Genomic DNA, 22,121 nt, shown 5'->3' with positions numbered 1-22,121 from the left:
CCCCCCCCCCCCCCCCCCCCCCCCCCCCCCCCCCCCCCCCCCCCCCCCCCCCGGCCCTGACAGTCCGCGCGCGCGTCGCGCCACGTAAGAAATTAAGGAAAAGCGGTGTCGCCGACCATGGGTCGGCGCTACCAAGCCCCCATGGACGCGTCTGGTGGAGGGAGCCCCTGAGTCAGGGGCGGCCGCGAAGCGGCGGGGTGTGGGGGCTGGTGAGATGGGGCCCTCGGTTTGCGCAGCAAAGCGTGGGAGCGGCAGCGCGAATGCGATGACGTGGACCCTCCGCCGTTCGCCGCAGCTTTTACGCTGACTTTATGCCGCCGCAGGCGCGGAGAAATGGAAGCTTTACGCGGCCCAGGCGGACCATGACGGCCTGAGGTGGAGCGGTTCCACCAGGACGATCACCGTCATGTCTTGTCTGTCGCGTTGTGGCCTTTCTTCCCGGGCGGGGTGCTGAGCATGCCCGGCTGGCTCTCCCTGCTGAGTGGCGTACTGGTGCTGGTCGCCGCCGCCTACCTGGTCTACGCCGTGCTGCGGCCCGAAGCATTCTGACGGGCCACGGACATGACCGGAATCCTCATTCTGCTGGCCACCAGCGTCTTGCTGGCCTGGCCGCTCGGCTTGTACCTGGCCCGGGTGATGCGCGGCGCGCCGATGCGCATCGACCCGTTGTTCCACTGGATTGAAAAACCGCTTTACCGCCTGCTGGGCGTGGATCCCGCGCGTGGCATGTCCTGGCGCGGCTACGTCGGCGCGTTCGTGCTCAGCAACGTGGTCATCGCGCTGCTGACGATGGCGGTGTTCATGACCCAGGCGTGGCTGCCGCTGAATCCGGATGGCATCGCCAACCTGCGTTGGGACACCGCGCTGCACACCATGGTGTCCTTCCTGACCAACACCAACCAGCAGCACTATTCCGGGCAGGCGCAGCTTTCCTACCTCTCGCAGATGACCGGCATCACCGGCCTGCAGGTGGTGAGCCCGATGATGGGCCTTGCCCTGGCCGTGGCCACCCTGCGCGCCCTGTTCGCGCCGCCGCGACAGGACATCGTGGCCGATGGTGACCGCCGCATCGACGTAGGCAACTACCACGCCGACGTGCTGCGCCTGTGCGTGCGCTTCATGCTGCCACTGTGCCTGCTGTGGACCGTGCTGCTGGCCAGCCAGGGCGTGCCGGCCACCTTTGCCGGGGGCCCACAGGCCGCGCCGATGGATGTGTCGACCGGCCTGCAGGAACAGAAGATACCGCTCGGCCCGGTTGCCGCGATGGTGGCGGCCAAACAGCTCGGCGCCAACGGCGGCGGCTGGTATGGCCCCAACAGTTCGTTCCCGCTGGAGAACCCCACGCCGTTGTCGAATGCCCTTGAGCTGGTCGGCATCCTGCTGATTCCAATCGCGGTCATCTTCATGATCGGGGCGTTCACCGGCCGCCGCCGCTTCGGCTGGCTGGTGCTGGGCTGCATGGCCAGCATGTCGGCGGTGTCCATCGCGGCCACCGTGTGGCTGGAAGGCCACTCGCCCACGGCAGCCAGCGCCTTGTTGATGGAAGGCAAGGAAGTCCGCCTGGGCAGTGACGCCACCGCACTGTGGGCGGCAGTGACCACCCAGGTATCCAACGGATCGGTCAACGGCATGCTCGATTCGATGAGCCCGATGGCCAGCGCCGTGTCACTGGTCAACATGCTCGTCAGCGCCATCTGGGGCGGCATCGGCTGCGGGCTGCAGCAGTTCATCGTCTACCTGCTGCTGGGCGTGTTCCTGGCCGGGCTGATGACCGGGCGCACGCCGGAACTGCTGGGACGCAAGCTGGAAACCCCGCAGGTGCGCCTGCTGGCGCTGCTGGTGCTGCTGCAGCCGATCACCCTGCTCACCCTCACCGCGATCACGCTCGCCGTGCCGGGCCTGTCGGGCACCTCCAACCCGGGATTCCATGGCATCAGCCAGGTCTTCTACGAATACGCATCGGCCTATGCCAACAACGGCTCCGGCTTCGAAGGGCTGGGCGACAACACGCCGTGGTGGAACCTGACCTGTTCACTGGTGCTGCTGCTGGGACGCTTCCCGCTGCTGGTGGTGCCGCTGGTGATTGCCGCGCAGCTTGCCGCCAAGCGTCGCGCACCGGAGTCGCCGGGCACGTTGCAGATCCAAACCCCTACCTTCGCGCTGACCCTGCTCAGCGTGATCGTCATCCTGACCGTCCTGCAGTTCCTGCCGGTTCTGGTGCTTGGCCCGGTGGCCGACCACCTCAGCCTTGGCCTGCATTGAGGCACTCCCCATGAATACTGTTGCCACTTCCCAGCTGCCGCGCCGTCCGGCGCTGCTGGATGGCGCCGGCTTCCGCCGTGCGCTGCTTGATTCATTCCGCAAGCTCTCGCCGCTGCACCTGCTGCGTAGTCCGGTGATGGCCGTGGTGATGGCCGGTACCGTGCTCGCGCTGGTGGTCACCCTGAGCGGCAATGCACCGATGGGCTTCGGGCTGGCGGTCAGCGCGATCCTGCTGCTGACCGTGCTGTTCGGCAATTTCGCCGAAGCCGTGGCCGAAGCGCGCGGTCGTGGCCAGGCCGCCTCGCTACGTCGTGCCCGCCAGGATCTGGTGGCGCGTCGCCTGCAGTCCGCCAATCCGGCAGCAGCACAGGAACAGGTGCCTGCCGCCGAACTGCGCCCGGGTGACCACGTGCTGGTCGGCGAGGGCGAGCTGGTGCCGGCCGACGGCGAGATCGTGCAGGGCCTGGCCACCATCAACGAAGCGGCGGTGACCGGTGAATCGGCGCCGGTGCTGCGTGAAGCCGGCACCGACCGGTCCGGCGTGATCGGCGGCACCAAGGTACTGTCCGACCAGATCGTGGTGCGGGTGACCGCCGAGCCCGGCCACAGCTTCCTGGACCGGATGATCGCGCTGGTGGAAGGCGCCAACCGGCAGAAGACGCCGAACGAGGTGGCGTTGACCCTGCTGCTGGCGGCGATGACGCTGACCTTCCTGGTGGTGGTGGCCACGCTGCCGGCGATCGGCGCTTCGGTCGGTGTCAGCGTCGATCCGCTGCTGCTGATCGCCCTGCTGGTGTGCCTGATCCCCACCACCATCGGCGGCCTGCTGCCGGCCATCGGCATCGCCGGCATGAACCGTGCCTTGGCGGCCAATGTGCTGGCCAAGTCCGGCAAGGCGGTCGAGGTGGCCGGTGACATCGACGTGCTGCTGCTGGACAAGACCGGCACCATCACCCACGGCGACCGCCAGGCCACCGCATTGCATGCACTGGCCGGGGTGGACGTGGCGCGGCTGCGCGAGGCGGCGCTGCTTTCCTCGCTGGCCGACCCGACACCGGAAGGCAAATCGATCGTGCGCCTGGGCCGCGAGCAGGGCTGCCGCAGCGCCGAGCCCGAGCATGCGCACTACATCGCCTTCAGCGCGCAGACCCGCATGTCCGGTGTCGACCTGGCAGGCGGCCGGAGCATCCGCAAGGGCGCCGCCGATGCGATCCGCGCACACGTGCAGTCCCTCGGCGGGGAGGTTCCGGCCGAGCTGACCGGGCGCGTGGAGCAGGTCGCGCGCAATGGCGCCACGCCGCTGGTGGTGGCGGAAGGTCGCCATGTGCTGGGCGTGGTGGAACTGTCCGACGTGGTCAAGCACGGCATGCGGGAAAAATTCGCCCAGCTGCGTGCGATGGGCATCCGCACGGTGATGATCACCGGCGACAACCCACTCACCGCCGCGGCGATCGCGGCCGAGGCCGGCGTGGACGATTACATCGCCCAAGCGCGGCCGGAAGACAAACTGGCACGCATCCGCCAGGAACAGGCCGGGGGCCGGCTGGTAGCGATGGTCGGCGACGGCACCAACGATGCGCCGGCGCTGGCCCAGGCCGATATCGGCCTGGCGATGAACTCCGGCACCCAGGCCGCGAAGGAGGCCGGCAACATGGTCGACCTGGATTCGGATCCGGCCAAGCTGCTGGCCGTGGTGGAAGTGGGCAAACAGCAGCTGATCACCCGCGGCGCGCTGACCACCTTCTCACTGGCCAACGACGTGTCCAAGTACTTCGCGATCCTGCCGGCGCTGTTCGCCGCCACCGTGCCGGGGATGGCCACGTTGAACGTGATGGGGCTGTCCAGTCCGCGCAATGCGGTGCTGGCCGCGTTGATCTTCAATGCCCTGGTGATCCCGGCGCTGATCCCGCTGGCGCTGCGCGGCGTGCGTTTCCGTCCGGCCACGGCAACCAGCCTGCTACGGCGGAACATGCTGGTGTACGGGCTTGGCGGCGTGCTGCTGCCGTTCGTGGCGATCAAGGCAATCGACTTCCTGCTGATGACGGTATCTGCTGCATGAACACTTCAACGACCCCTTCCATATCCCCACGCGTTGCGCCGGGGGCGCTGGCGCGCGCGGCTGCCGAAGGCGAGGCCCGTCTGCAACACGCCGCCAGCTGGCGTCCGGCGATCGTGCTTGGCGTCGGCAGCCTGCTGCTGGCTGGCGCGCTGTACGCGGCCGCCGGTACCGGGCTGGCGCGGCTTGCCTTCCCCGTACAGTCCGACGGCAGCCTGATCGTGGATGCCGATGGCCGCGTGCGCGGCTCGGCCCTGTTGGCCCAGCCGTTCACCGGTGACGGCTGGTTCCAGCCGCGGCCATCCGCTGCTGGCCATGATCCGATGGCTGCGGCTGGCTCCAACATGGCGCGCAGCAACCCGGCACTGGCGAGGCGCGTGGCCGACGCCACCGCAGCCGTCGCGCTGCGCGAAGGCATCGCGCCTGCGCAGGTTCCCGCCGACCTGGTGACGCAGTCCGGCAGCGGCCTGGATCCCCATCTGTCGCCGGCCGCCGTGCAGGTACAGGTGCGCCGCGTGGCGCATGCGCGGGGGCTTTCCGAAGCCGAGTTGCAGGCCATCGTGCAGACGCATGTCGAGGGCCCCCAGTGGGGGGTGTTCGGCCAGCCCCGGGTCAACGTGATGCAGCTCAACCGAGCGTTGGAGTCCGCCGCGCATGCACGTTGATGCCATGCGTGCCTGGGCTGGCGCACAATCGCCGGCATGACCGATACCCGCAGCCGCCAGGCCGACGCCCTGATAGAAGGCCTGCAGCGTGATGCCGGCGGGCGCCTGACCGTGTTTCTCGGCGCCGCCCCCGGCGTCGGCAAGACCTACAGCATGCTCACGCGCGCGCAGGAGCAGCTGCGCCGTGGCGTGGACCTGGTCGTGGGGGTGGTCGAAACCCACGGCCGTGCCGACACCGAAGCCCTGTTGCAGGGCCTGCCGCTGGTTGAACGCAGGCAGGTTGCTTACCGCGAGCGGCTGCTGGACGAAATGGACCTGGACGCGATCGTGCAGCGGCGTCCCGCGCTGGTGCTGGTGGACGAACTGGCGCATCGCAATGCACCGGGCAGCCGCCACGAGCGGCGCTGGCAGGATGTGATGGAGCTGCTGGATGCGGGCATCGATGTATGGACCACCGTCAACATCCAACATCTGGAAAGCCTCAACGACGTGGTGCTGCGCATCACCGGCATCCGCGTCAGCGAGACCGTGCCGGATGGGGTACTGGACCGCCTGCACGACATCGTGCTGGTCGACCTGCCGCCACGCGAGCTGATCGCGCGGCTGCAGCAGGGCAAGGTCTATGTCCCGGAACAGGCATCGCAGGCGCTGCAGTCCTACTTCACCACCGCCAACCTGACCGCCCTGCGCGAGCTGGCCATGCAGGAGGCAGCCGACCGCGTGGACAGCAGCCTGCGCGAAGTCCGCGCGGCCGAGGGCGAAGGTGCGCTGCCGCTGCGGCGGCGCGTGCTGGTGGCGATCGACGGCGGCGGCCAGAGCGAGTACCTGGTGCGCGTGGCGCGACGCATCGCCGAGCGCCGCGATGCGCCATGGACGGTGGTGACCGTGCAGCGCCGGCGTGCCGATGAAGCGACGCAACGCGAGATCGACAGCGCCTTCGCGCTGGCGCGACGGCTTGGCGCCGATACCGAAGTGCTGCAGGGATCCAGCGTGGCCGACGCGCTGCTCGACCACGCCGCGCACAACAATGTGTCCACCCTGGTGCTGGGCCGCACGCGCGAACGCCCGCTGGCGCGCATGCTCAACCGCACACTGACCCAGCAGTTGATCCAGCACGGCGCTCACTACGAGATCACCATCATCAGCACGCCGCGCGCGCGCGCGCGGGCGCGCCGTGATCGACTGCTGACGCCCGCGCCGGGCCGTTCACCCGAGCTGGCGCAGGCGGTACTGGCCTGCACCCTGGCCTGTCTGGTGGCCTGGTTTGCCGAGCGCTGGGTCGGCATGGCCGACCTGTCGATGGTGTTCATCGTGGCGGTGGTGCTGGTGGCGGCACGCACCCGCGCCAGTGCGGCAGTGCTGGCTGCCGGCCTGTGTTTCCTGGCCTACAACTTCCTGTTCATCGCCCCGCGCTTCACCTTTGCGATCAGCGCGCGGCAGGGCGTGATCACCGTCTTCCTGTTCCTGGCCGCGGCGCTGGTGGCCGGCCGACTGGCATCGCGCCTACGCACGCAGGTGATCGCCCTGCGCGCCTCCAACCGGCATGCCAACGCACGCCAGCAGCTGGGCCGCCAGCTCAGCAGTGCAGCCAGCAACGAGGCGGTCGCCGATGCCGGGCGGCAGGCGCTGGAACAGGCCCTGGACGCGCCGGCGTGGCTGCGCATCGGCACCGACGTGACCGCCAGCGGCAGCGCCGTGCCCGGCGATACCGACCTGGCCGCTGCGGACTGGTCGCAGCGCCACGCGCAGCCCAGTGGCCGCTATACCGATACCCTGGCAGGGGCGCAGTGGTGGTGCCTGCCGCTGCTCGACGGCGATGCCCGCTGCATCGGCGTGGCGGCGCTGCAGTTCCCGCCGGCACTTGCTCGACTGGCGCCGGAGCAGCGCCAGTTGGCGATGGCGATGGTCGACGACATCGCACAGGCCGCACTGCGTACCCGGCTGGTGGCCGAACTGGAACAGGCGCATGTCAGCAACGAGACCGAGCGGCTGCGCTCGGCGCTGCTGTCATCGGTCTCGCATGACCTGCGCTCGCCACTGGCGGCGATGATCGGCTCGGCCGACAGCCTGGCCAGTTATGGCCAGGCGATGGATGCGGCGGACCGTCGCGCCCTGCTGGATACCATCATGCTGGAAGGCGAACGGCTGGACCGTTACATCCAGAACCTGCTGGACATGACCCGGCTCGGCCACGACGGCCTGAAGATCAACCGCGACTGGATCGGCGTGGACGAACTGGTCGGGTCTGCCGCGCGCCGGCTGCAGCGTTACCAGCCGGAGGTGAAGCTGCAGCTGGACATTCCTGTGTCGCTGGCGCCGATCTGGGTGCATCCGGCCCTGGTCGAGCAGGCGCTGTTCAACGTGTTGGAGAATGCCGCGAAATTCTCCCCGGCCACGGCACCGGTCACGGTCAGTGCGCGGTTGCACTCGCGCGATCTGGTGATCGACGTGCTCGACCGCGGGCCCGGTATTCCAGCCGACGAACGCGCGCGCATCTTCGACATGTTCTACAGCGTGGAACGCGGCGACCGCGGTCGCCACGGCACCGGCCTGGGGCTGGCGATCTGCCAGGGGATGGTCGGCGCACATGGCGGCAGCGTGCAGGCGCTGGCCGGCGAGGACGGACGCGGTACGCTGATACGGATTACCCTGCCCCTGCTCACTCCTGCCGGTCACCCCGATGCCCCTGACGCCTGACAGCACGCCGTCGATCCCGCCCGCCTGCGTGCTGGTGATCGATGATGAAGCGCAGATACGCCGGTTCCTGGACATCAGCCTGCGTGCGCAGGGCTATCGGGTGCTGCAGGCGTCCAGCGGCCAGGAGGGACTGGAGCGGCTGGTGGGCGAGAGCGTGGACCTGGTGATCCTGGATATCGGCCTGCCGGACATGGAAGGCCACCAGGTGCTGACCGAACTGCGCCAATGGAGCCAGCTGCCGGTGATCATGCTGACCGTGCGCGCCGGCGAAGCCGAAAAGGTGCGTGCGCTGGATGCCGGCGCCAACGACTATGTGACCAAGCCGTTCGGTACGCAGGAGCTGATGGCGCGGGTGCGCATGCTGCTGCGCACGCGTGCGGCACCGCTGGACGGCCAGCCGCCGGTGTTCGATGACGGACACCTGCGGATCGAACTGGTGCACCGCGCGGTCACCCTGGATGGTGTTGCGGTGCCATTGACGCGCAAGGAGTACGCGCTGCTGTCGTTGCTGCTGGTCAATGCCGGGCGGGTGGTGACCCAGCCGCAGATCCTGAAGGACATCTGGGGGCCGACGCATCAGCACGACACGCACTACCTGCGGATACTGGTCGGCAAGCTGCGGCAGAAACTGGGCGATTCGGCGCTGGAGTCGCGGTATGTGTTCACCGAGCCCGGCGTGGGGTTGCGGTTCAAGGGGTGAGATTTTTCTTGCCGGCGTGGTGCGTTGGTGTCTTCGATGCTACGGGCCGGCAGGGGAAACAGCCCCTTGGCCAGGACACGCCGTGAACCCATCCATGGGGGCTCGTTTCCGCCCGTCCGGGGCTCCAACGGTCCTGTCCAAGGGGCTGTTCCCCCTGCCCGCTCGGGGCCCCACGCGCGGCGGGGGGCGGGCGTGGTAGCGCCGAGCCATGCTCGGCGGCATCCTTCCGCGCAGTGCGGCCGCTGCGCTCGCCGACCATGGGGCGGCGCTACCGGATCCTTCGGCGCGGTCTCAGAAGCCCAGATCCTGGTCGCCCAGCAGGGGCTGCAGCTGGGCGCGGAACTGGGCCTTGATGCGCTCGAGGGCGTCTTCGGTGTCGGCCTCGAAACGCAGGACCAGCACCGGGGTGGTGTTGGAGGCGCGGACCAGGCCCCAGCCGTCGGCGAAGTCCACGCGCAGGCCGTCGATGGTGGAAATGCGGCCACCCACGAACGGGTTGTCCGCGGACTGCGCTGCGCTCACCACCAGTGAAACCAGCGCATGCGGCGTGCCATCGGCCACCGGCACCTTGATCTCCGGGGTGGAGATGCTCTGCGGCAGCTCTTCCAGCACCTCCTGCGGGGTTTCTTCGCGCAGCGCGAGGATTTCCAGCAGGCGCGCAGCGGCGTACAGGCCATCGTCGAATCCGAACCAGCGCTCGCGGAAGAAGAAGTGCCCGCTCATCTCGCCGGCCAGCTCCGCGTCGGTCTCGGCCATGCGCGCCTTGATCAACGAATGGCCGGTCTTCCACATCATCGGGCTGCCGCCGTGGCGCAGCACGAAGTCGGCCAGCTTGCCGGTGCACTTGACGTCGTAGATCACCATCGCGCCGGGGTTGCGCAGCAGCACGTCGGCGGCGAACAGCATCAGCAGACGGTCGGCGAAGATGATCGTGCCATCCGGGGTCACCACGCCGAGGCGATCGCCGTCGCCATCGAACGCGATGCCGAGGTCGGCATCGAAACGCTTCACCGTCTGCACCAGGTCCTGCAGGTTGGCCGGATCGCTCGGATCAGGATGATGGTTGGGGAAGGTGCCATCGACATCGCAGTACAGCGGGATGACATCGGCGCCGATGGCCTCCAGCAACGGCTGCACCAAGGCACCTGCCACACCGTTGCCGGCGTCCGCCACGACCTTCAGCGGACGCTCCAGCTGCACGTCGTCGGCGATGCGGCGCACGTAATCTTCGTTGACCTCGCGCTGCTGGTAGCTGCCCGGCGATGGCGCCTGCGTCAGTCGCCCTTCGACGATGCGCTGGTACAGCGCGGTCACCGCATCACCGGACAGGGTCTGCCCGGCGATGACGATCTTGAAACCGTTGTACTCGGGCGGGTTGTGGCTGCCGGTCACCGCCACGCAGCTGCCGGTCCGCAGGTGGTGGCTGGCGAAGTACACCACCGGGGTCGGTGCCAGCCCGATATCGATGACATCACAGCCGGCGCGGCGCAGGCCTTCGGCCAGGCCAGCGGCCAGCTCCGGTCCGGACAGGCGGCCATCGCGGCCGACCACCACTTCGCGCAGGCCCTGCGCCAGCACTTCACTGCCGATGGCCTGGCCGATCAAAGCCGCCACCTTGGGCGTCAGCTCTTCGCCGACCACGCCGCGTATGTCGTAAGCGCGGAAAATGCCCGGCGCCAGGCTCGCGGCCAAGGGCGGCGGCTCCAATGCGGCAGCGGCGCCCTGCTCCGCCGACGCGCCGGTCGACACCTCGGCGGCTGACTGCGCCAGGCTCTCGCTCAGGGTCGGACCCTGCTCTTCTGTGCCTTCGCGCGCGGCCCGCCGGGGCAACGGCAAACGGGACTTGCCCACCAGCAGCAGCACCGCGATCAGCACCAGCAGCAGCGCCACGATGGACGCGGCCAGCGCCCCCAGTCCCAGCGGGCCGGGCTCAATCGACGGCACGCCCGCGGCCAGCCGCAGGCTGCTGTTGGCCAGTGGACGCGCCAGCACTTCGCCGCTGTCGGCCAGCTTTCGATCACCGCGTTCAAGCACGTTGTAGCTGCCCTGGCGCAGCGCCAGATAGCCTTCGGCAGGTGCACGCACCGCGTCCAGCGGGCCGGTAAGCTGCATCAGCGGCTGCCGCACGTAGACCAGCGCCAGCCCGTCGGAGCCCAACGGCACGCTCGCCGCCAGGCCCAACCTCGCGCCCCCGGCATCGCGCACCACGCGCGCCACGGGCTTGTCACTGACCAGCGCCGCTTCAAGCAGTGCCAGCCGGGCATAGCCGAAGGCAGCCGGATCGGCGTAGGCGGCCTCCAGCGAAGCTGGCCAGACCTGCACCTCTTCCACGCCGGTCCAGGTTTCGCGCAGCGCCAGCGCCGCTGCGGCTCCGTCGCCGGCCGCAAGTGCCTGCCCGACGCGTGCGGATTCGAGGTGCTTGCCGAACTGCAGCAGTTGACCGTCGAGCGCCTTCTGCAGGCCCTGCAATGCGCTGTCGCGCGCCTGTTCCAGCTGGGCACCGGTGTTGGCCTGGCGCCACTGCTGCACCGCACTCCAGCCGAACAACCCCGCCAACAGCAACAGCATTGCCGCCAGCAGCGGCCCCGTACGTCCCGTGACCGCCACGCCCTTCCCCTTGCTGCCGATCATCCTGTCCCCCGAGTCAGCGCACTCCGGTATGCCCGAACCCACCCGAGCCCCGCGTGCTGTCGGTGAAAGTATCCACTACCTGCAGGGCAACACGCACGATGGGAACGACAACCAACTGTGCGATGCGGTCGCCGGGTTCGATGGTGAAGGCCTCGCGGCCCCGATTCCAGACGCTGATCAGCAGCGGCCCCTGGTAATCGGCGTCGATCAGGCCGGTGCCGTTGCCGAGCACGATGCCGTGCCGATGGCCCAGCCCGGAGCGCGGCAGGATGATCGCGCACAGGTTCGGGTCGGCGACGTGGATCGCCAGCCCACTGGGAATCAACGCGGTATCACCCGGGGCGAGCACCAGCGGCGCTTCGGTCGCCGCGCGCAGGTCCATGCCGGCACTGGCTTGGGTGGCATAGGCCGGAAGCGGCCAGCTGTCGCCGAAGCGCGGATCGAGCAGCTTCACCTGCAGCGGCTGCAGCGAGGCGGAAACGGGGTGCGATGCAGCGTTCATGCGGTCAGCCTTTGCGCGATGAGCGCGAGCAGTTGCGTGGCCAGCTCGGTCTTGGAGGTGGCCGGGAATACCTGTTCACCGTCCTGCCAATAGGCCGTGGCGGCGTTGTCGTCGCTTTCGAAACCCGCGCCGGCCTGGCCGACCTGGTTGGCGATCACCAGGTCCAGCCGCTTGTCCACCAGCTTGCCGCGCGCGTACTTCTCCACGTCATGGGTTTCCGCAGCGAACCCCACCACCAGCTTCAGCGACTGGGTCTGGGTGGCCACCTCGGCCAGGATGTCCGCGGTGCGGACCAGTTCCAGCACCAGCGACTGGCTGTCGGCGGTCTTCTTCAACTTCTGCGGTGCGACCTGGCGCGGGGTGTAATCCGATACTGCGGCGGCACCGATATAGATATCCGCAGGCAGCGCACCCAGCACGGCATCGCGCATCTGCGCGGCCGAACGCACGTCGATCCGCTGCACGCCCGCCGGCGTCGGCAGGTTCACCGGACCGCTGACCAGCACGACATCGGCACCGAGCCGGGCGGCCGCCGCAGCCAGCGCGTAGCCCATCTTGCCGCTGCTGCGGTTGCCCACGTAACGGACCGGATCGATGTCTTCGTAGGTGGGTCCGGCGCTGATCAGCAGGCGCAGGCCCGCCAGCGCGGAAGGACCGTGCGTGGCGTCGTCGCCTGCTGCATCCGAGGCGCGTTCAATGGCCACCAGCGCGGCCACGATGTCGTCCGGCTCGGCCAGGCGCCCGGGACCGGACTCGCCCTCGGCCAAGGGTCCGTCCACCGGGCCCACCACCTGCGCCCCGCGCGTGCGCAGCAGGGCGATGTTGGCCTGGGTGGCCGGGTGCAGCCACATGCGGTGGTTCATCGCCGGGCACACGGTGAGCGGGGCGGTGCTGGCCAGGCAGAGTGTGCTCACCAGGTCATCGGCATGGCCCTGGGCCAGGCGTGCCAGCAGGTCGGCGGTGCCCGGTGCGACCACGATGCGGTCGGCCCAGCGTGCCAGCTCGATATGCCCCATCGCCTGTTCTGCCGCGCTGTCCCACAGCGTGGTGCGCGTGGGCTGGCCGGACAATGCCTGGAAGCTCAGCGGGGTGACGAACTGCTGTGCACCGGCGGTCATCGCCACCTGCACCAGCGCCCCGGCATCGCGCAGCCGACGGACCAGCTCCAACGCCTTGTAGGCCGCGATGCCGCCGCCCACGCACAACAGCAGCCTGCGCCCTTCCAGCGGACGCTGCCGCGCCGGGGAAGTCTTGGGGGAGTCAGCCACCGGGGAAATCCTATGCACGCAAAGACATTAGCTTAGCCGAAAGGCCCGTAGTGCCCCTATTCGGGGCGATATGACCGACGGATATAAGTACATGTATGACAGCATTTAACGATGCCAGTTGTCGCGTCACCCGCTTGCGCCCGGCGGTTGCCGGGACCTGCCCCGCCGGACCGCAGGACCCTACCGTGTACATCCGCACCATCATTGCCGACGACCATCCGATCATCCTCCACGGCGCACGCGTGGTGCTGGAGAACGCACGCATCGAGGTGGTCGGCGAGGCCTCGGGCGGCTCCCACCTGCTTGCCCTGCTGGAGCGCCAGCCGTGCGACGTGGTGCTGACCGACCTGACCATGCCCGGCAAGGGCCCCGATGGGCCCGAGCTGCTCGACTGCATCCGCGTTGCGCACCCGTGGCTGCCGCTGGTGGTGCTGACCGGTACCGCCAGCCCCACGGTGCTGATCACGCTGCTGCGCTGCGGGGTGCATGGCGCGCTGGACAAAGCCGCGGATTTCGACGAACTGGCCCAGGCGGTGCGCAGTGCCGCGGCCGGGCAGACCTACGTCTCACAGCACCTGCGCTCCCACCTGCAGGCCCGTGACCTGGCCCACCGGGCAACGCCGGCCTCGCTGTCACAGGGCGAATGCGATGTGCTGGAAGGCCTCAGCCGCGGCATGAACCTCAGCATGATCGCCCAGCAACGAGGGCGCAGTCCGAAGACCGTCAGCCGGCAGAAATCCGATGCGATGCGCAAACTGGGGCTGACTGGAAACCACGAGCTCCACGCGTTCCTGCGCACTTACCCGATCAAGGGCTCACGCCCTTCCTGACCCACCACGCAGCGGCTGCCCCATGGCCGTCCGCAGCGTGGGTGGCCACACTGTCGGCATGACGATCCATGACTGGCCCGCGCAGGAACGACCCCGCGAACGCCTGCTCTCGCAGGGCCCCGGCGTGCTCTCGGATGCGGAACTGCTGGCCATCTTCCTCGGCTCGGGCACACGCGGGCGCGATGCCGTGCAGACCGCCCGCGATCTGTTGGCCCAGCATGGACCGCTGCGCAGGCTGCTCGACCTCCCCGCCCCTGCGCTGGCGCGCCTGCCCGGGCTGGGTCCGGCGCGCAGCTGCGCGCTGGCCGCCGCGCTGGAACTGGCGCAGCGCCATCTTGCCGCGCAACTGGTTCGCGGCGAATGCGTGGGCCAGTCCCCTGCAGTGGCCGCGCGCTTCCTGCAGCATCGGCTGCGCGGACGTTCCAACGAGGTATTCGTCGCCCTCTTCCTGGACAACCAGCATCGCCTGCTGGCTTACGAGGAGCTGTTCCAGGGCACGGTGAATGCCGCGTCCATCTACCCGCGCGAAGTGGTCCGCCGGGCGCTGGCGCTGAACGCGGCCGCCGTCATCGTCAGCCACAACCACCCCTCCGGGGATGCTGAGCCATCGGCCGCCGACCACCAGGTCACCGCAGAGCTGCAATCCCTGCTGGCCCACCTGGACGTGCGCCTGCTGGACCATCTGGTGATAGGGGAAGGCGCGCCCGTGTCGTTTGCTGAACGGGGATGGCTGGGTCCGGCCAGCGCCCCGCCATCGCGAAGCTGACTGCCACAGGAACCGCAGGCACGCCCCACGTGGGCCGCAGCCGGCGCGGGGCTGAACCCCCACCGTTTACCCCCGCCTGTCGGGGCGGGGCAGATCGGCTAAAATGGGGGATTCCGCCGCACTTCACAGCAGGCCACGTGAAAAATCTCCTCCGCGCCCTGATCAGCCAAGGCATCGAAGCCCTGCGCGCCAATGGCACCCTGCCCGCCGACTCGATTCCACCCGAGTTCGTGGTTGAACGCCCGAAGACCCGCGAGCATGGCGACTTCGCCACCAATGCCGCCATGCTGCTGGCCAAGGCCGCGCGCAGCAACCCGCGCGCGATCGCCCAGGCCCTGCTGGAAGCGCTGCCGCAGAGCGCGGATGTCAGCAAGGTAGAGATCGCAGGTCCCGGCTTCATCAACTTCCACCTGGCCGGCAGCGCGTTCCAGCGCGAAGCCGCCAGCGTGATCAAGGAAGGCGATGACTACGGCCGCAACCTGTCCGGCAATGGTCGGACGGTGGGCGTGGAATACGTGTCGGCCAATCCGACCGGACCCCTGCACGTGGGTCACGGCCGCGCCGCCGCGATCGGTGACTGCATCGCGCGCGTGCTCGATGCCAATGGCTGGAATGCCAAGCGCGAGTTCTATTACAACGATGCGGGCGTGCAGATCGAAAACCTGGCGCTGTCCACCCATGCGCGGGCCAAGGGCATCAAGCCCGATGACGCCGGCTGGCCGGAAGGCGGCTACCGCGGTGACTACATCCAGGACGTGGCCGACGCTTACCTGCGCGGTGCCAGCGTGGACCTGGAAGGCACCACCGTGGTCGGCGCCAAGGACCCGGATGACATGGCCGCGATCCGTCGCTTCGCCGTGGCCTACCTGCGCAACGAGCAGAACCTGGACCTGGCCGCGTTCGGCGTGGACTTCGACATCTACTTCCTGGAAAGCTCGCTGTACAACGACGGCAAGGTCGCCGAAGCGGTACAGCGCCTGCAGGATTCCGGGCACACCTATGAAGAGGGTGGCGCGCTGTGGCTGCGCTCCACCGATTTCGGTGATGACAAGGACCGCGTGATGCGCAAGTCCGACGGCACCTTCACCTACTTCGTGCCCGACGTGGCCTACCACCTGACCAAGTGGCAGCGGGGCTACGAGCGCGCGATCACCGAACTGGGTGCCGACCACCATGGCTCGCTGTCGCGCGTGCGCGCCGGCCTGCAGGCGATGGGCGTGGGCATTCCGCAGGGCTGGCCGGAATATGTGCTGCACCAGATGGTGACGGTGATGCGCGGCGGCGAGGAAGTGAAGCTGTCCAAGCGCGCGGGCAGTTACTTCACCCTGCGCGACCTGATCGATGAAGCCGGTCGTGATGCCACGCGCTGGTTCCTTATCGCGCGCAAGCCGGACTCGCAGCTGACCTTCGACATCGACCTGGCGCGCCAGCAGAGCAACGACAATCCGGTGTTCTACGTGCAGTACGCGCATGCCCGCGTCTGCAGCCTGCATCGCCAGGCGCAGGAGAAGGGACTGGTGTATTCGCAGGAACAGGGACTGGCCGCGCTGCGCACGCTGCAGGACGAAGCATCACTGAACCTGATGAATGAAATCTCGCGTTACCCCGAAGTGGTGGAAGCAGCCGGCATCGCGCTTGAACCGCACCTGGTGGCGCAGTACCTGCGTGAATTGGCGCACGCCTTCCACACGTGGTATCACGGGACGCCGGTGCTGGTGGAAGATGCCGCCGACCGCGATGCCAAACTCACCCTGGCCAGCGCAGCGCGCCAGGTGTTGCGCAATGGCCTGGAACTCCTGGGCGTAGGCGCCCCGGAAAAAATGTAAGCATTGGAGAAGCAGTAGACATGGCAGCACGACGCGGCAAGAGTCAGGCACGGCGCAACAGCAGCCAGGGAACGCCGGGGTGGGTGTGGCTGGTCGCCGGTGTGGCGATTGCCGCCGTGGTGTTCCTGGCCGCGCCGAACCTGTTCAAGGGGGATGCCGATGGCTTCCTGCGCGCAGGTCCGCGTCCGGATCCGAACGCCCAGCCGGCACCGGTGGTCGAAGCCGAGGGTGACGTCGGCACGCAGGTGGAAACGCCTGCAGCGGCCAAGCCGGCTACCCCGGCCAAGCCAGCGGCGACCCAGTACGACTTCTACACGCTGCTGCCAGGCAAGGAAGTGGAGATGTCCGATGCAGAGCTGGCTGCGAGCACGCGCGCGGAGGAACAGCGCCTTGCCCGCAGCGAGGCGCAGCGCGCGCAGGCGGCGCTGGAAGGCAAGCCGGTCCCGGCCGCCGCGCCTGCGCCGGCTTCCACCGCAGCCACCACCACCGGTGCCACGGCGACGGTGGCAAGCACGGCGCCGGTACGCCAGGCCGCCCTGCCGACACCGTTGAGCGAGCGTCCCGCCGCGCCGGCCACCGCCACCGCACCGCCGGCTGCCACCACCAGCGCGCCTGCAGCGACCGCAGCGGCCACGCCTGCAGCCGCGCCGGCCGAAAGCAACGTGCGTTACATCCTGCAGGCCGGCGCATTCGGTGCGTCCGGCGATGCCGAAGCGACCAAGGCGAAGCTGGCGATGATCGGGCTTGCTGCGCGGGTTGAATCGGCGCAGATCAGCGGCAAGACGGTGTATCGCGTACGCATGGGGCCGTATGGCACCGCAGGCGAGCTGTCCGAAGCCAAGCAGAAGCTGGATGGAACCGGCCTGCAGGCGATGGCGATAAAGGCGCAGTAACACCCGCCACGGTCCGCAGGTCAGCTCCACGCTCTTTTTCTTTCTACCGTGGTGGACGCCAAGCGATCCACGGCAGGGCCGGGCGGTAAGGTTGGGCGGGGGCGTGGAACGCCATGGATGGCGCGAGACGAGGCCCGCAGGAGCGGTTTTTGCCGTCCCCCGCCCAGCCTTTCTGCCCGGCCCGCGCACGAGAACAAGCACTTGGCGACCAGCCACGAGGGGCTCGGCCGTTCGCCCAGCAGTTGGTTCGCCGGGCGGCCTCAGCCTTCGCGTGCCACCTGGAAGCCGGCATACGACTGGCTGACCGGCATCAGTTCCAGGCGATTGATGTTCAGGTGCGGCGGCAGGCTGGCCACCCAGTAGATCTGCTCGGCGATATCTTCGGCAGTCATCGGGTTGGCGCCGGTGTACAGCTTGTTCGACGCGGCCTGGTCGCCATGGGTACGCACCACGGTGAACTCGGTTTCAGCCATGCCCGGTTCGATGGTGGTCACCCGCACGCCGGTACCGTGCAGGTCCGAACGCAGCCCCAGCGAGAACTGGCTGACGAAGGCCTTGGTGCCGCCGTAGGCATTGCCGCCCGGATACGGGTAGACGCCGGCCACCGAAGAAATGTTGATGATCGCCCCCTTGCGCTCCACCAACTGCGGCAGCAGGCGGTGGGTGAGCGTGACCAGCGCGGTGACGTTGGTGTCGATCATCGTGCGCCAATCCTCCAGCTTGGCGTGCTGTGCCGGCAGCGTGCCCTGCGCAAGGCCTGCATTGTTGACCAGCAGGTCGATCTGCCCGAACGCCGGCGGCAACGCCAGCAGTGCCGCTTCCATGGCGACTGCGTCGCGGACATCGAACACCGCCGCGTGCACCTGGTCGGCACCATAGGCGTCCACCAGGGGCTGCAGGCGCTCACCGCGACGGCCGGTGGCGATAACCTTCCAGCCCGCCTTGGCGAAGCGGTGGACGGCGGCAGCGCCGAAGCCGGAGGTGGCGCCGGTGATCAGGACGGTACGGGTCATGCGGCAACTCCAGAAAGATCCAGGCCGATATTCTGGCACTGTCAGCGTCCACCTGCCTTGCCGGATCGGTCGCCCGCGATCAGCGCACGCGGAATACGCGCGCCTTCGGCAGGTCCGGATCCACCTGCAGGAACCAGCGGCCTGCGATGCCGGGCACCACCTCGATGGGCGGATCCTGCAGCGGTCGGCGCAGGGTCATTTCGCCCTTCAGCACCTGCCATTGCTGGCCGTTGTCGAGGGTGAACAGCATGCCCGGCTGCCAGCCGCTGATGGTGCCGGTGGCATGCGCCTTGATCGGGCCGTCGTCGAGGCCGATGAACATCGGGGCCGCAGCGGTCGGCGTGGCGCGGTCGGTGGGCGGCGGCGCGTCGGCTGCCGTCGGCGCCTGTGGCTGGCTTTCGCGCAGCAGGCGGTTCAGTTGCTGCAGCTGGTCCGGGGTCAGGCCGACGTCGGCCAGCCGCGCCGCGTCGATGCGCTGCTCCAGCGGCACGTAGCGGTCCTGCGCCGCCGCCGGGCAGGCGGCCGGCAAGACGGCCAGCAGCAAGGGAATCCAGGGACGCATGGCGGGCAATCCTGCTTCAGGGGTCGAGGGGCGCACTGTGCTGCAGTTCGATGACCGCAGGATGACAGCGGCGCGGGCGGTACAATGCAGGTCCCGGCGCTCCCTGCCGGCGGTGTGGAAGACAATGATCAACAACGATGTGCTGCGCAGCCTGCGCTTTGCCCTGGACCTGAGCGACAACCACATAGTGGTGCTGTGCGAGCTGGCCGACCCTGCCTTTCCGGTCACCGCCGAGCAGGTCAATGCCTGGCTGAAGCCGGACAACGAAGCCGGTGCCGAGCCCTGCAACGACGAGGCGCTGGCCCATGTGCTGGATGGCCTGATCGTGCACCTGCGCGGCCGCGACGAGAGCCAGCCGCAGCGCGCGATCGAGACGCGCATCGATAACAACCTGATCCTGAAGAAGCTGCGCGTGGCCTTCCAGCTGCGTGACGTGGACCTGCAGGAGATCTTCCAGGCGGCAGGCTTTGCAGTCTCCAAGCCGGAGCTGAGCGCGGTGTTCCGCCAGCGCGACCACAAGCACTTCCGCAAGGCGGGTGACCAGTTGATGCGCTACTTCCTGAAGGGGTTGGTGCTGCGCGTGCGTGGTTCCTCTTCGAACGGCTGAGTCGCCTACAGCGACAGCTGCATACGGTGCAGGGGTGGGGGGGGGGGGGGGGGGGGGGCGGGGTGGGCTTGGCGAGACACGCCGCAAGTACGTCCGTGTAGGCTGCATCGCCGCATCCATGCGGCTCAGCGTCCCGCCAACCCCACCCCGCCCGCCCCCCGGACAGTTCCCGGCGGCCTGACCGGCGGCGGTAGCGCCGAGCCATGCTCGGCGGCGCTTGCCGGGATCAGAAGCTGGCCTGCAACGCCACCTCCAGGCGCGTGCCGGCGTTGCCGGGAAACAGCTGGCGGGCGGCATTGTCAGTGGCGTGGCCGGTGGCTCGCACTTCCCAACGTGGCGCGATGGCGTGGATCACGCTGAGCTGCACGTGCTGGTAATCGGGAGCCTGTGCGCTGGCCAACCGGTACTGGCCGTAGGCCGCTTCCAGACGCGTCGCGTCTGACAACGACAGGCGCATGCCGATCTGTGCATAGGTGCCGGGGTGGCCGCCGGCCAGCGCGTCGCGCGAGTGCGCCAGCTGCAGCCAGGCGCGCTGCTTGAAGGTCGCGGTGGCCGACAGCTCGGTCCAGTCCAGCGCGCGTCCCGTTCCCGGATACAGATAGCGCGTGGCGTTGGCATCCAGGCTCCAGTCCGGGGCCAGCTCGCCACTCCAGCCCAGCACCGCATCGAACTCGCTGCGTGCGCCGCTGTCCGGTTCGAACGATACGTTGGATCCCCACAGGCTGGCATACAGCCCGCTGCCATGCGTGGCACGTACGCCTGCCTGCACGGCGGCCTCTTCGCCGGTCTGGGAGCTGCCACGCCAGATGTAATCGCTGGCAAGCGCGAGGGTGCCGGTGACATCGGCCTTGGCGTCCCCCACGGCCACCAGGTTCATTGCCATCACGCCGGCCATGCCCACGCTGCCCATTGCCTGCCACTTCATCCCATCACCTTTGTCTGCTGGGTGGCCCTGCCACCGGAGCTGCGCAGTGTGGGATCCGGCGGCGTAAACGATCGAGGGCGTCAGCAGCGGTTGCGCGCAAAGCCTGCGTAAACCGTGGCATCGCATCGGCATGGCGGCTGCGCGCTATCATGCAGGCCTGTTGAACGGAGCACCTGCGTGGACGCGATCCTGACCCCTGTATCGATCGGTGAGCTGATCGACAAGATCACCATCCTGGAAATCAAGGCCGAGCGTATCGACGATGCGGCCAAGCTGGCCAACGTGCGCACCGAACTGGACGGCCTGCTGCCGCTGTACGCGACGCAGCGCGGCAACCAACCGGCGTTGGAGGCACTCAAGCAGCAGTTGAAGGTGATCAACGAACGCATGTGGGACATCCAGGACCAGCTGCGCGACAAGGAAGCAGCGCAGGTGTTTGACGATGCCTTCGTGCAGCTGGCGCGCGGGGTGTACCGCACCAATGGCGAGCGCGTGCAGGTCAAGAACGAGATCAACCGGGTGGCCGGCTCGGCGCTGGTGGAAGAGAAGCAGTACCAGGGCCAGTAAGCTGGCGTACGTGCCGCGCGGAACCGGAAACCAGACAGGCCCGGCAATGCCGGGCCTGTCTGTTCAAGCAGGCTGCATGCGCGAGACATGCAGCGGCGGTATTACCAGCTGAAGCGCGGGCCGACCGACCATTCCTTGTCGCCGTCACGGTTCATCTTGATGTCACCGTTGATGCCCCAGTTCTGGTTCAACTTGACCTGCGCACCCAGACGACCGTACCACTCGCCTTCCGGGCTGATGCCGTGCTTCTTGCTGTAGTCTTCGTAGCCGGCCAGTGCGTAGACTTCGGCGTGCTGGCCGAACGCGGTGCGGACACCGGCTTCAGCGCTGTAGCCGTTGAAATCCAGGCCGTGCTTGGCGTCGAACTTGTTGTATGCAGCGCGCGCGATGAAGTCGGTCGACGGTGCGATCTCAACGTTGTAGCCCACGCCCACGCGCCACTGGTCGACGTCCTGCTTGGTCGCGTCCACTTCCTGCTGGTTGAACTCACCGAACACGTGCATGTTCGGCAGCACGCCGTAGGAACCCTTGACACCCCAACCGTCTGCCTTGCCACCATCGGCGTCGGTCTTTACGTAGTTGCCTTCGGCGTAGTTGTAGGACAGGTTCTCGGCGGCCGAAGCAGCGAACGGCAGCGCGGAAGCCAGGGCCAGGGCAATCAGGGACATCTTCATGGGTACAACCTCTTGTCTTTCTGGTTTTGTTGCAGCAGCGCTGGAACGCCGTCGCATCGGGGGATGTAAAGTTTCCGTTTTTTGACCTAACCCCATCCTGAAAGCAGGAAAGCGATTTTTGGCTGCTATTCAGCTGTTTTCAGGCATACGCGCGCGCTTTTCATTTTCTGGTGTGCAAGGGGCGTTCACGCGCATGCACGGGGTGCGGGCGTAAACAGCCGGGACGAGGGCGGATGGATCCGAGGATGTCGTTCTGGGCCCAACTCGTTCGTCATACCCATGAAGGTCCTGCATCCGCAGGCCATACGGAGCACAGGCATGAGCTACATCGACGGATTCGTTCTGGCCGTACCCACCGCCAACAAGCAGTCCTTCATCGACCACGCGCGCAGCATGGATCCGGTATTCCTGGAGCTGGGCGCGACGCGGGTGGTCGAGTGCTGGGCCGACGACGTACCGCACGGCAAGACCACGGATTTCTACGGGGCAGTGAAAGCCAAGGACGACGAGACCGTGGTGTTTTCATGGGTGGAGTGGCCGGACAAAGCCACCCGCGACAGTGGCATGGCCAGGATGATGGACGATCCACGGATGGATCCAACCAACAATCCCATGCCGTTCGACGGGCAACGGATGATCTTCGGCGGCTTCACGCCGATCGTCGAACTGCCGTAACG

The 22,121-nt window shown here is 68.1% G+C and carries 20 protein-coding genes; 13 read left to right on the top strand and 7 right to left on the bottom strand.

From position 1 onward, the window contains the following. Window positions 1–456 precede the first annotated feature (456 nt). Genes H9654_RS09155 through H9654_RS09130 form a run of 6 tightly spaced genes read left to right on the top strand, consistent with a single transcriptional unit; the run spans window position 457 to window position 8,380 of the window. Window positions 457–549: a potassium-transporting ATPase subunit F gene (locus H9654_RS09155; protein WP_042613345.1), complete on the top strand. Its 93-nt coding sequence runs from the start codon at window positions 457–459 to the stop codon at window positions 547–549. A 12-nt stretch (window positions 550–561) separates the two neighbouring features. Beyond that, window positions 562–2,262 (top strand): potassium-transporting ATPase subunit KdpA, encoded by a 1,701-nt coding sequence (gene kdpA / locus H9654_RS09150; RefSeq protein WP_191770578.1) that lies wholly within the window; start codon window positions 562–564, stop codon window positions 2,260–2,262. A gap of 10 nt (window positions 2,263–2,272) precedes the next feature. Beyond that, window positions 2,273–4,321: a potassium-transporting ATPase subunit KdpB gene (gene kdpB / locus H9654_RS09145; protein ID WP_191770577.1), complete on the top strand. Its 2,049-nt coding sequence runs from the start codon at window positions 2,273–2,275 to the stop codon at window positions 4,319–4,321. Further along, complete coding sequence (gene kdpC / locus H9654_RS09140) at window positions 4,318–4,983, top strand: potassium-transporting ATPase subunit KdpC (RefSeq protein WP_191770576.1); 666 nt, start codon at window positions 4,318–4,320, stop codon at window positions 4,981–4,983. The genes kdpB and kdpC overlap by 4 nt, the downstream gene beginning before the upstream one ends. 36 nt (window positions 4,984–5,019) lie before the next feature. Next, window positions 5,020–7,680 carry a sensor histidine kinase gene (locus H9654_RS09135; protein ID WP_191770575.1) on the top strand — a complete coding sequence of 887 codons (2,661 nt, stop codon included), beginning with the start codon at window positions 5,020–5,022 and terminating at the stop codon, window positions 7,678–7,680. Then, window positions 7,664–8,380: a response regulator gene (locus H9654_RS09130; RefSeq protein WP_191770574.1), complete on the top strand. Its 717-nt coding sequence runs from the start codon at window positions 7,664–7,666 to the stop codon at window positions 8,378–8,380. Before H9654_RS09135 ends, H9654_RS09130 begins: the two co-directional genes overlap by 17 nt. A gap of 291 nt (window positions 8,381–8,671) precedes the next feature. Here the strand turns inward: H9654_RS09130 and H9654_RS09125 are convergent, their stop codons facing one another. From H9654_RS09125 to coaBC, 3 genes are all read right to left on the bottom strand, one after another. Next, window positions 8,672–10,948, bottom strand: a complete 2,277-nt coding sequence (locus tag H9654_RS09125; RefSeq protein WP_225211967.1) for a phosphomannomutase/phosphoglucomutase — start codon at window positions 10,946–10,948, stop codon at window positions 8,672–8,674. Window positions 10,949–11,024: 76 nt separating this feature from the next. Next, entirely contained in the window at window positions 11,025–11,513 is a 489-nt protein-coding gene (dut, locus tag H9654_RS09120; RefSeq protein WP_191770572.1) for a dUTP diphosphatase, read from the bottom strand. Continuing rightward, window positions 11,510–12,781, bottom strand: a complete 1,272-nt coding sequence (gene coaBC / locus H9654_RS09115) for a bifunctional phosphopantothenoylcysteine decarboxylase/phosphopantothenate--cysteine ligase CoaBC (protein WP_191770571.1) — start codon at window positions 12,779–12,781, stop codon at window positions 11,510–11,512. The genes dut and coaBC overlap by 4 nt, the downstream gene beginning before the upstream one ends. A 185-nt stretch (window positions 12,782–12,966) precedes the next feature. Between coaBC and H9654_RS09110 the strand changes: the two genes are divergently transcribed. The 4 genes from H9654_RS09110 to H9654_RS09095 all read left to right on the top strand — a co-directional run bounded on the left by H9654_RS09110 (window position 12,967) and on the right by H9654_RS09095 (window position 17,096). After that, window positions 12,967–13,611 carry a response regulator gene (locus H9654_RS09110; RefSeq protein ID WP_191770570.1) on the top strand — a complete coding sequence of 215 codons (645 nt, stop codon included), beginning with the start codon at window positions 12,967–12,969 and terminating at the stop codon, window positions 13,609–13,611. Window positions 13,612–13,669: 58 nt separating this feature from the next. Continuing rightward, window positions 13,670–14,377, top strand: coding sequence for a RadC family protein (radC, locus tag H9654_RS09105; protein WP_182656622.1), 708 nt, complete (start codon window positions 13,670–13,672; stop codon window positions 14,375–14,377). Between the two features lie 137 nt (window positions 14,378–14,514). Next, on the top strand, window positions 14,515–16,203 hold the full coding sequence (gene argS / locus H9654_RS09100) for an arginine--tRNA ligase (RefSeq protein WP_191770569.1): 1,689 nt from the start codon (window positions 14,515–14,517) through the stop codon (window positions 16,201–16,203). Window positions 16,204–16,223: 20 nt separating this feature from the next. After that, window positions 16,224–17,096 (top strand): SPOR domain-containing protein, encoded by an 873-nt coding sequence (locus H9654_RS09095; protein WP_191770568.1) that lies wholly within the window; start codon window positions 16,224–16,226, stop codon window positions 17,094–17,096. Between the two features lie 260 nt (window positions 17,097–17,356). On the opposite strand, the gene H9654_RS09090 is transcribed toward H9654_RS09095, so the two are convergent. Together H9654_RS09090 and H9654_RS09085 are read right to left on the bottom strand one after the other, a co-directional pair. Then, complete coding sequence (locus H9654_RS09090) at window positions 17,357–18,109, bottom strand: SDR family NAD(P)-dependent oxidoreductase (protein WP_101098226.1); 753 nt, start codon at window positions 18,107–18,109, stop codon at window positions 17,357–17,359. A 79-nt stretch (window positions 18,110–18,188) separates the two neighbouring features. After that, window positions 18,189–18,671 (bottom strand): hypothetical protein, encoded by a 483-nt coding sequence (locus H9654_RS09085; protein ID WP_191770567.1) that lies wholly within the window; start codon window positions 18,669–18,671, stop codon window positions 18,189–18,191. 124 nt (window positions 18,672–18,795) lie between these two features. Here H9654_RS09085 and H9654_RS09080 point away from each other — a divergent pair, with 124 nt between their 5' ends. Beyond that, complete coding sequence (locus H9654_RS09080; protein WP_191770566.1) at window positions 18,796–19,278, top strand: YehS family protein; 483 nt, start codon at window positions 18,796–18,798, stop codon at window positions 19,276–19,278. 226 nt (window positions 19,279–19,504) lie between these two features. On the opposite strand, the gene H9654_RS09075 is transcribed toward H9654_RS09080, so the two are convergent. Beyond that, window positions 19,505–20,188, bottom strand: a complete 684-nt coding sequence (locus tag H9654_RS09075; RefSeq protein WP_191770591.1) for a TorF family putative porin — start codon at window positions 20,186–20,188, stop codon at window positions 19,505–19,507. A 192-nt stretch (window positions 20,189–20,380) separates the two neighbouring features. Between H9654_RS09075 and H9654_RS09070 the strand changes: the two genes are divergently transcribed. Then, complete coding sequence (locus H9654_RS09070) at window positions 20,381–20,770, top strand: DUF6165 family protein (protein WP_191770565.1); 390 nt, start codon at window positions 20,381–20,383, stop codon at window positions 20,768–20,770. A 101-nt stretch (window positions 20,771–20,871) separates the two neighbouring features. Here H9654_RS09070 and H9654_RS09065 read toward each other — a convergent pair whose 3' ends face one another. Continuing rightward, window positions 20,872–21,444, bottom strand: a complete 573-nt coding sequence (locus H9654_RS09065; protein ID WP_191770564.1) for an OmpO family porin — start codon at window positions 21,442–21,444, stop codon at window positions 20,872–20,874. A 318-nt stretch (window positions 21,445–21,762) separates the two neighbouring features. On the opposite strand from H9654_RS09065, the gene H9654_RS09060 reads away from it, so the two are divergent. Next, window positions 21,763–22,119, top strand: coding sequence for a DUF1428 domain-containing protein (locus H9654_RS09060; RefSeq protein WP_191770563.1), 357 nt, complete (start codon window positions 21,763–21,765; stop codon window positions 22,117–22,119). Window positions 22,120–22,121 lie beyond the last annotated feature (2 nt).

The organism is Stenotrophomonas lacuserhaii (assembly GCF_014836545.1).
GTDB classification, from domain to species: domain Bacteria; phylum Pseudomonadota; class Gammaproteobacteria; order Xanthomonadales; family Xanthomonadaceae; genus Stenotrophomonas; species Stenotrophomonas lacuserhaii.
The sequence above is the reverse complement of the archived record's forward strand: the minus strand, read 5'-3'. Positions and strand labels throughout refer to the sequence as shown.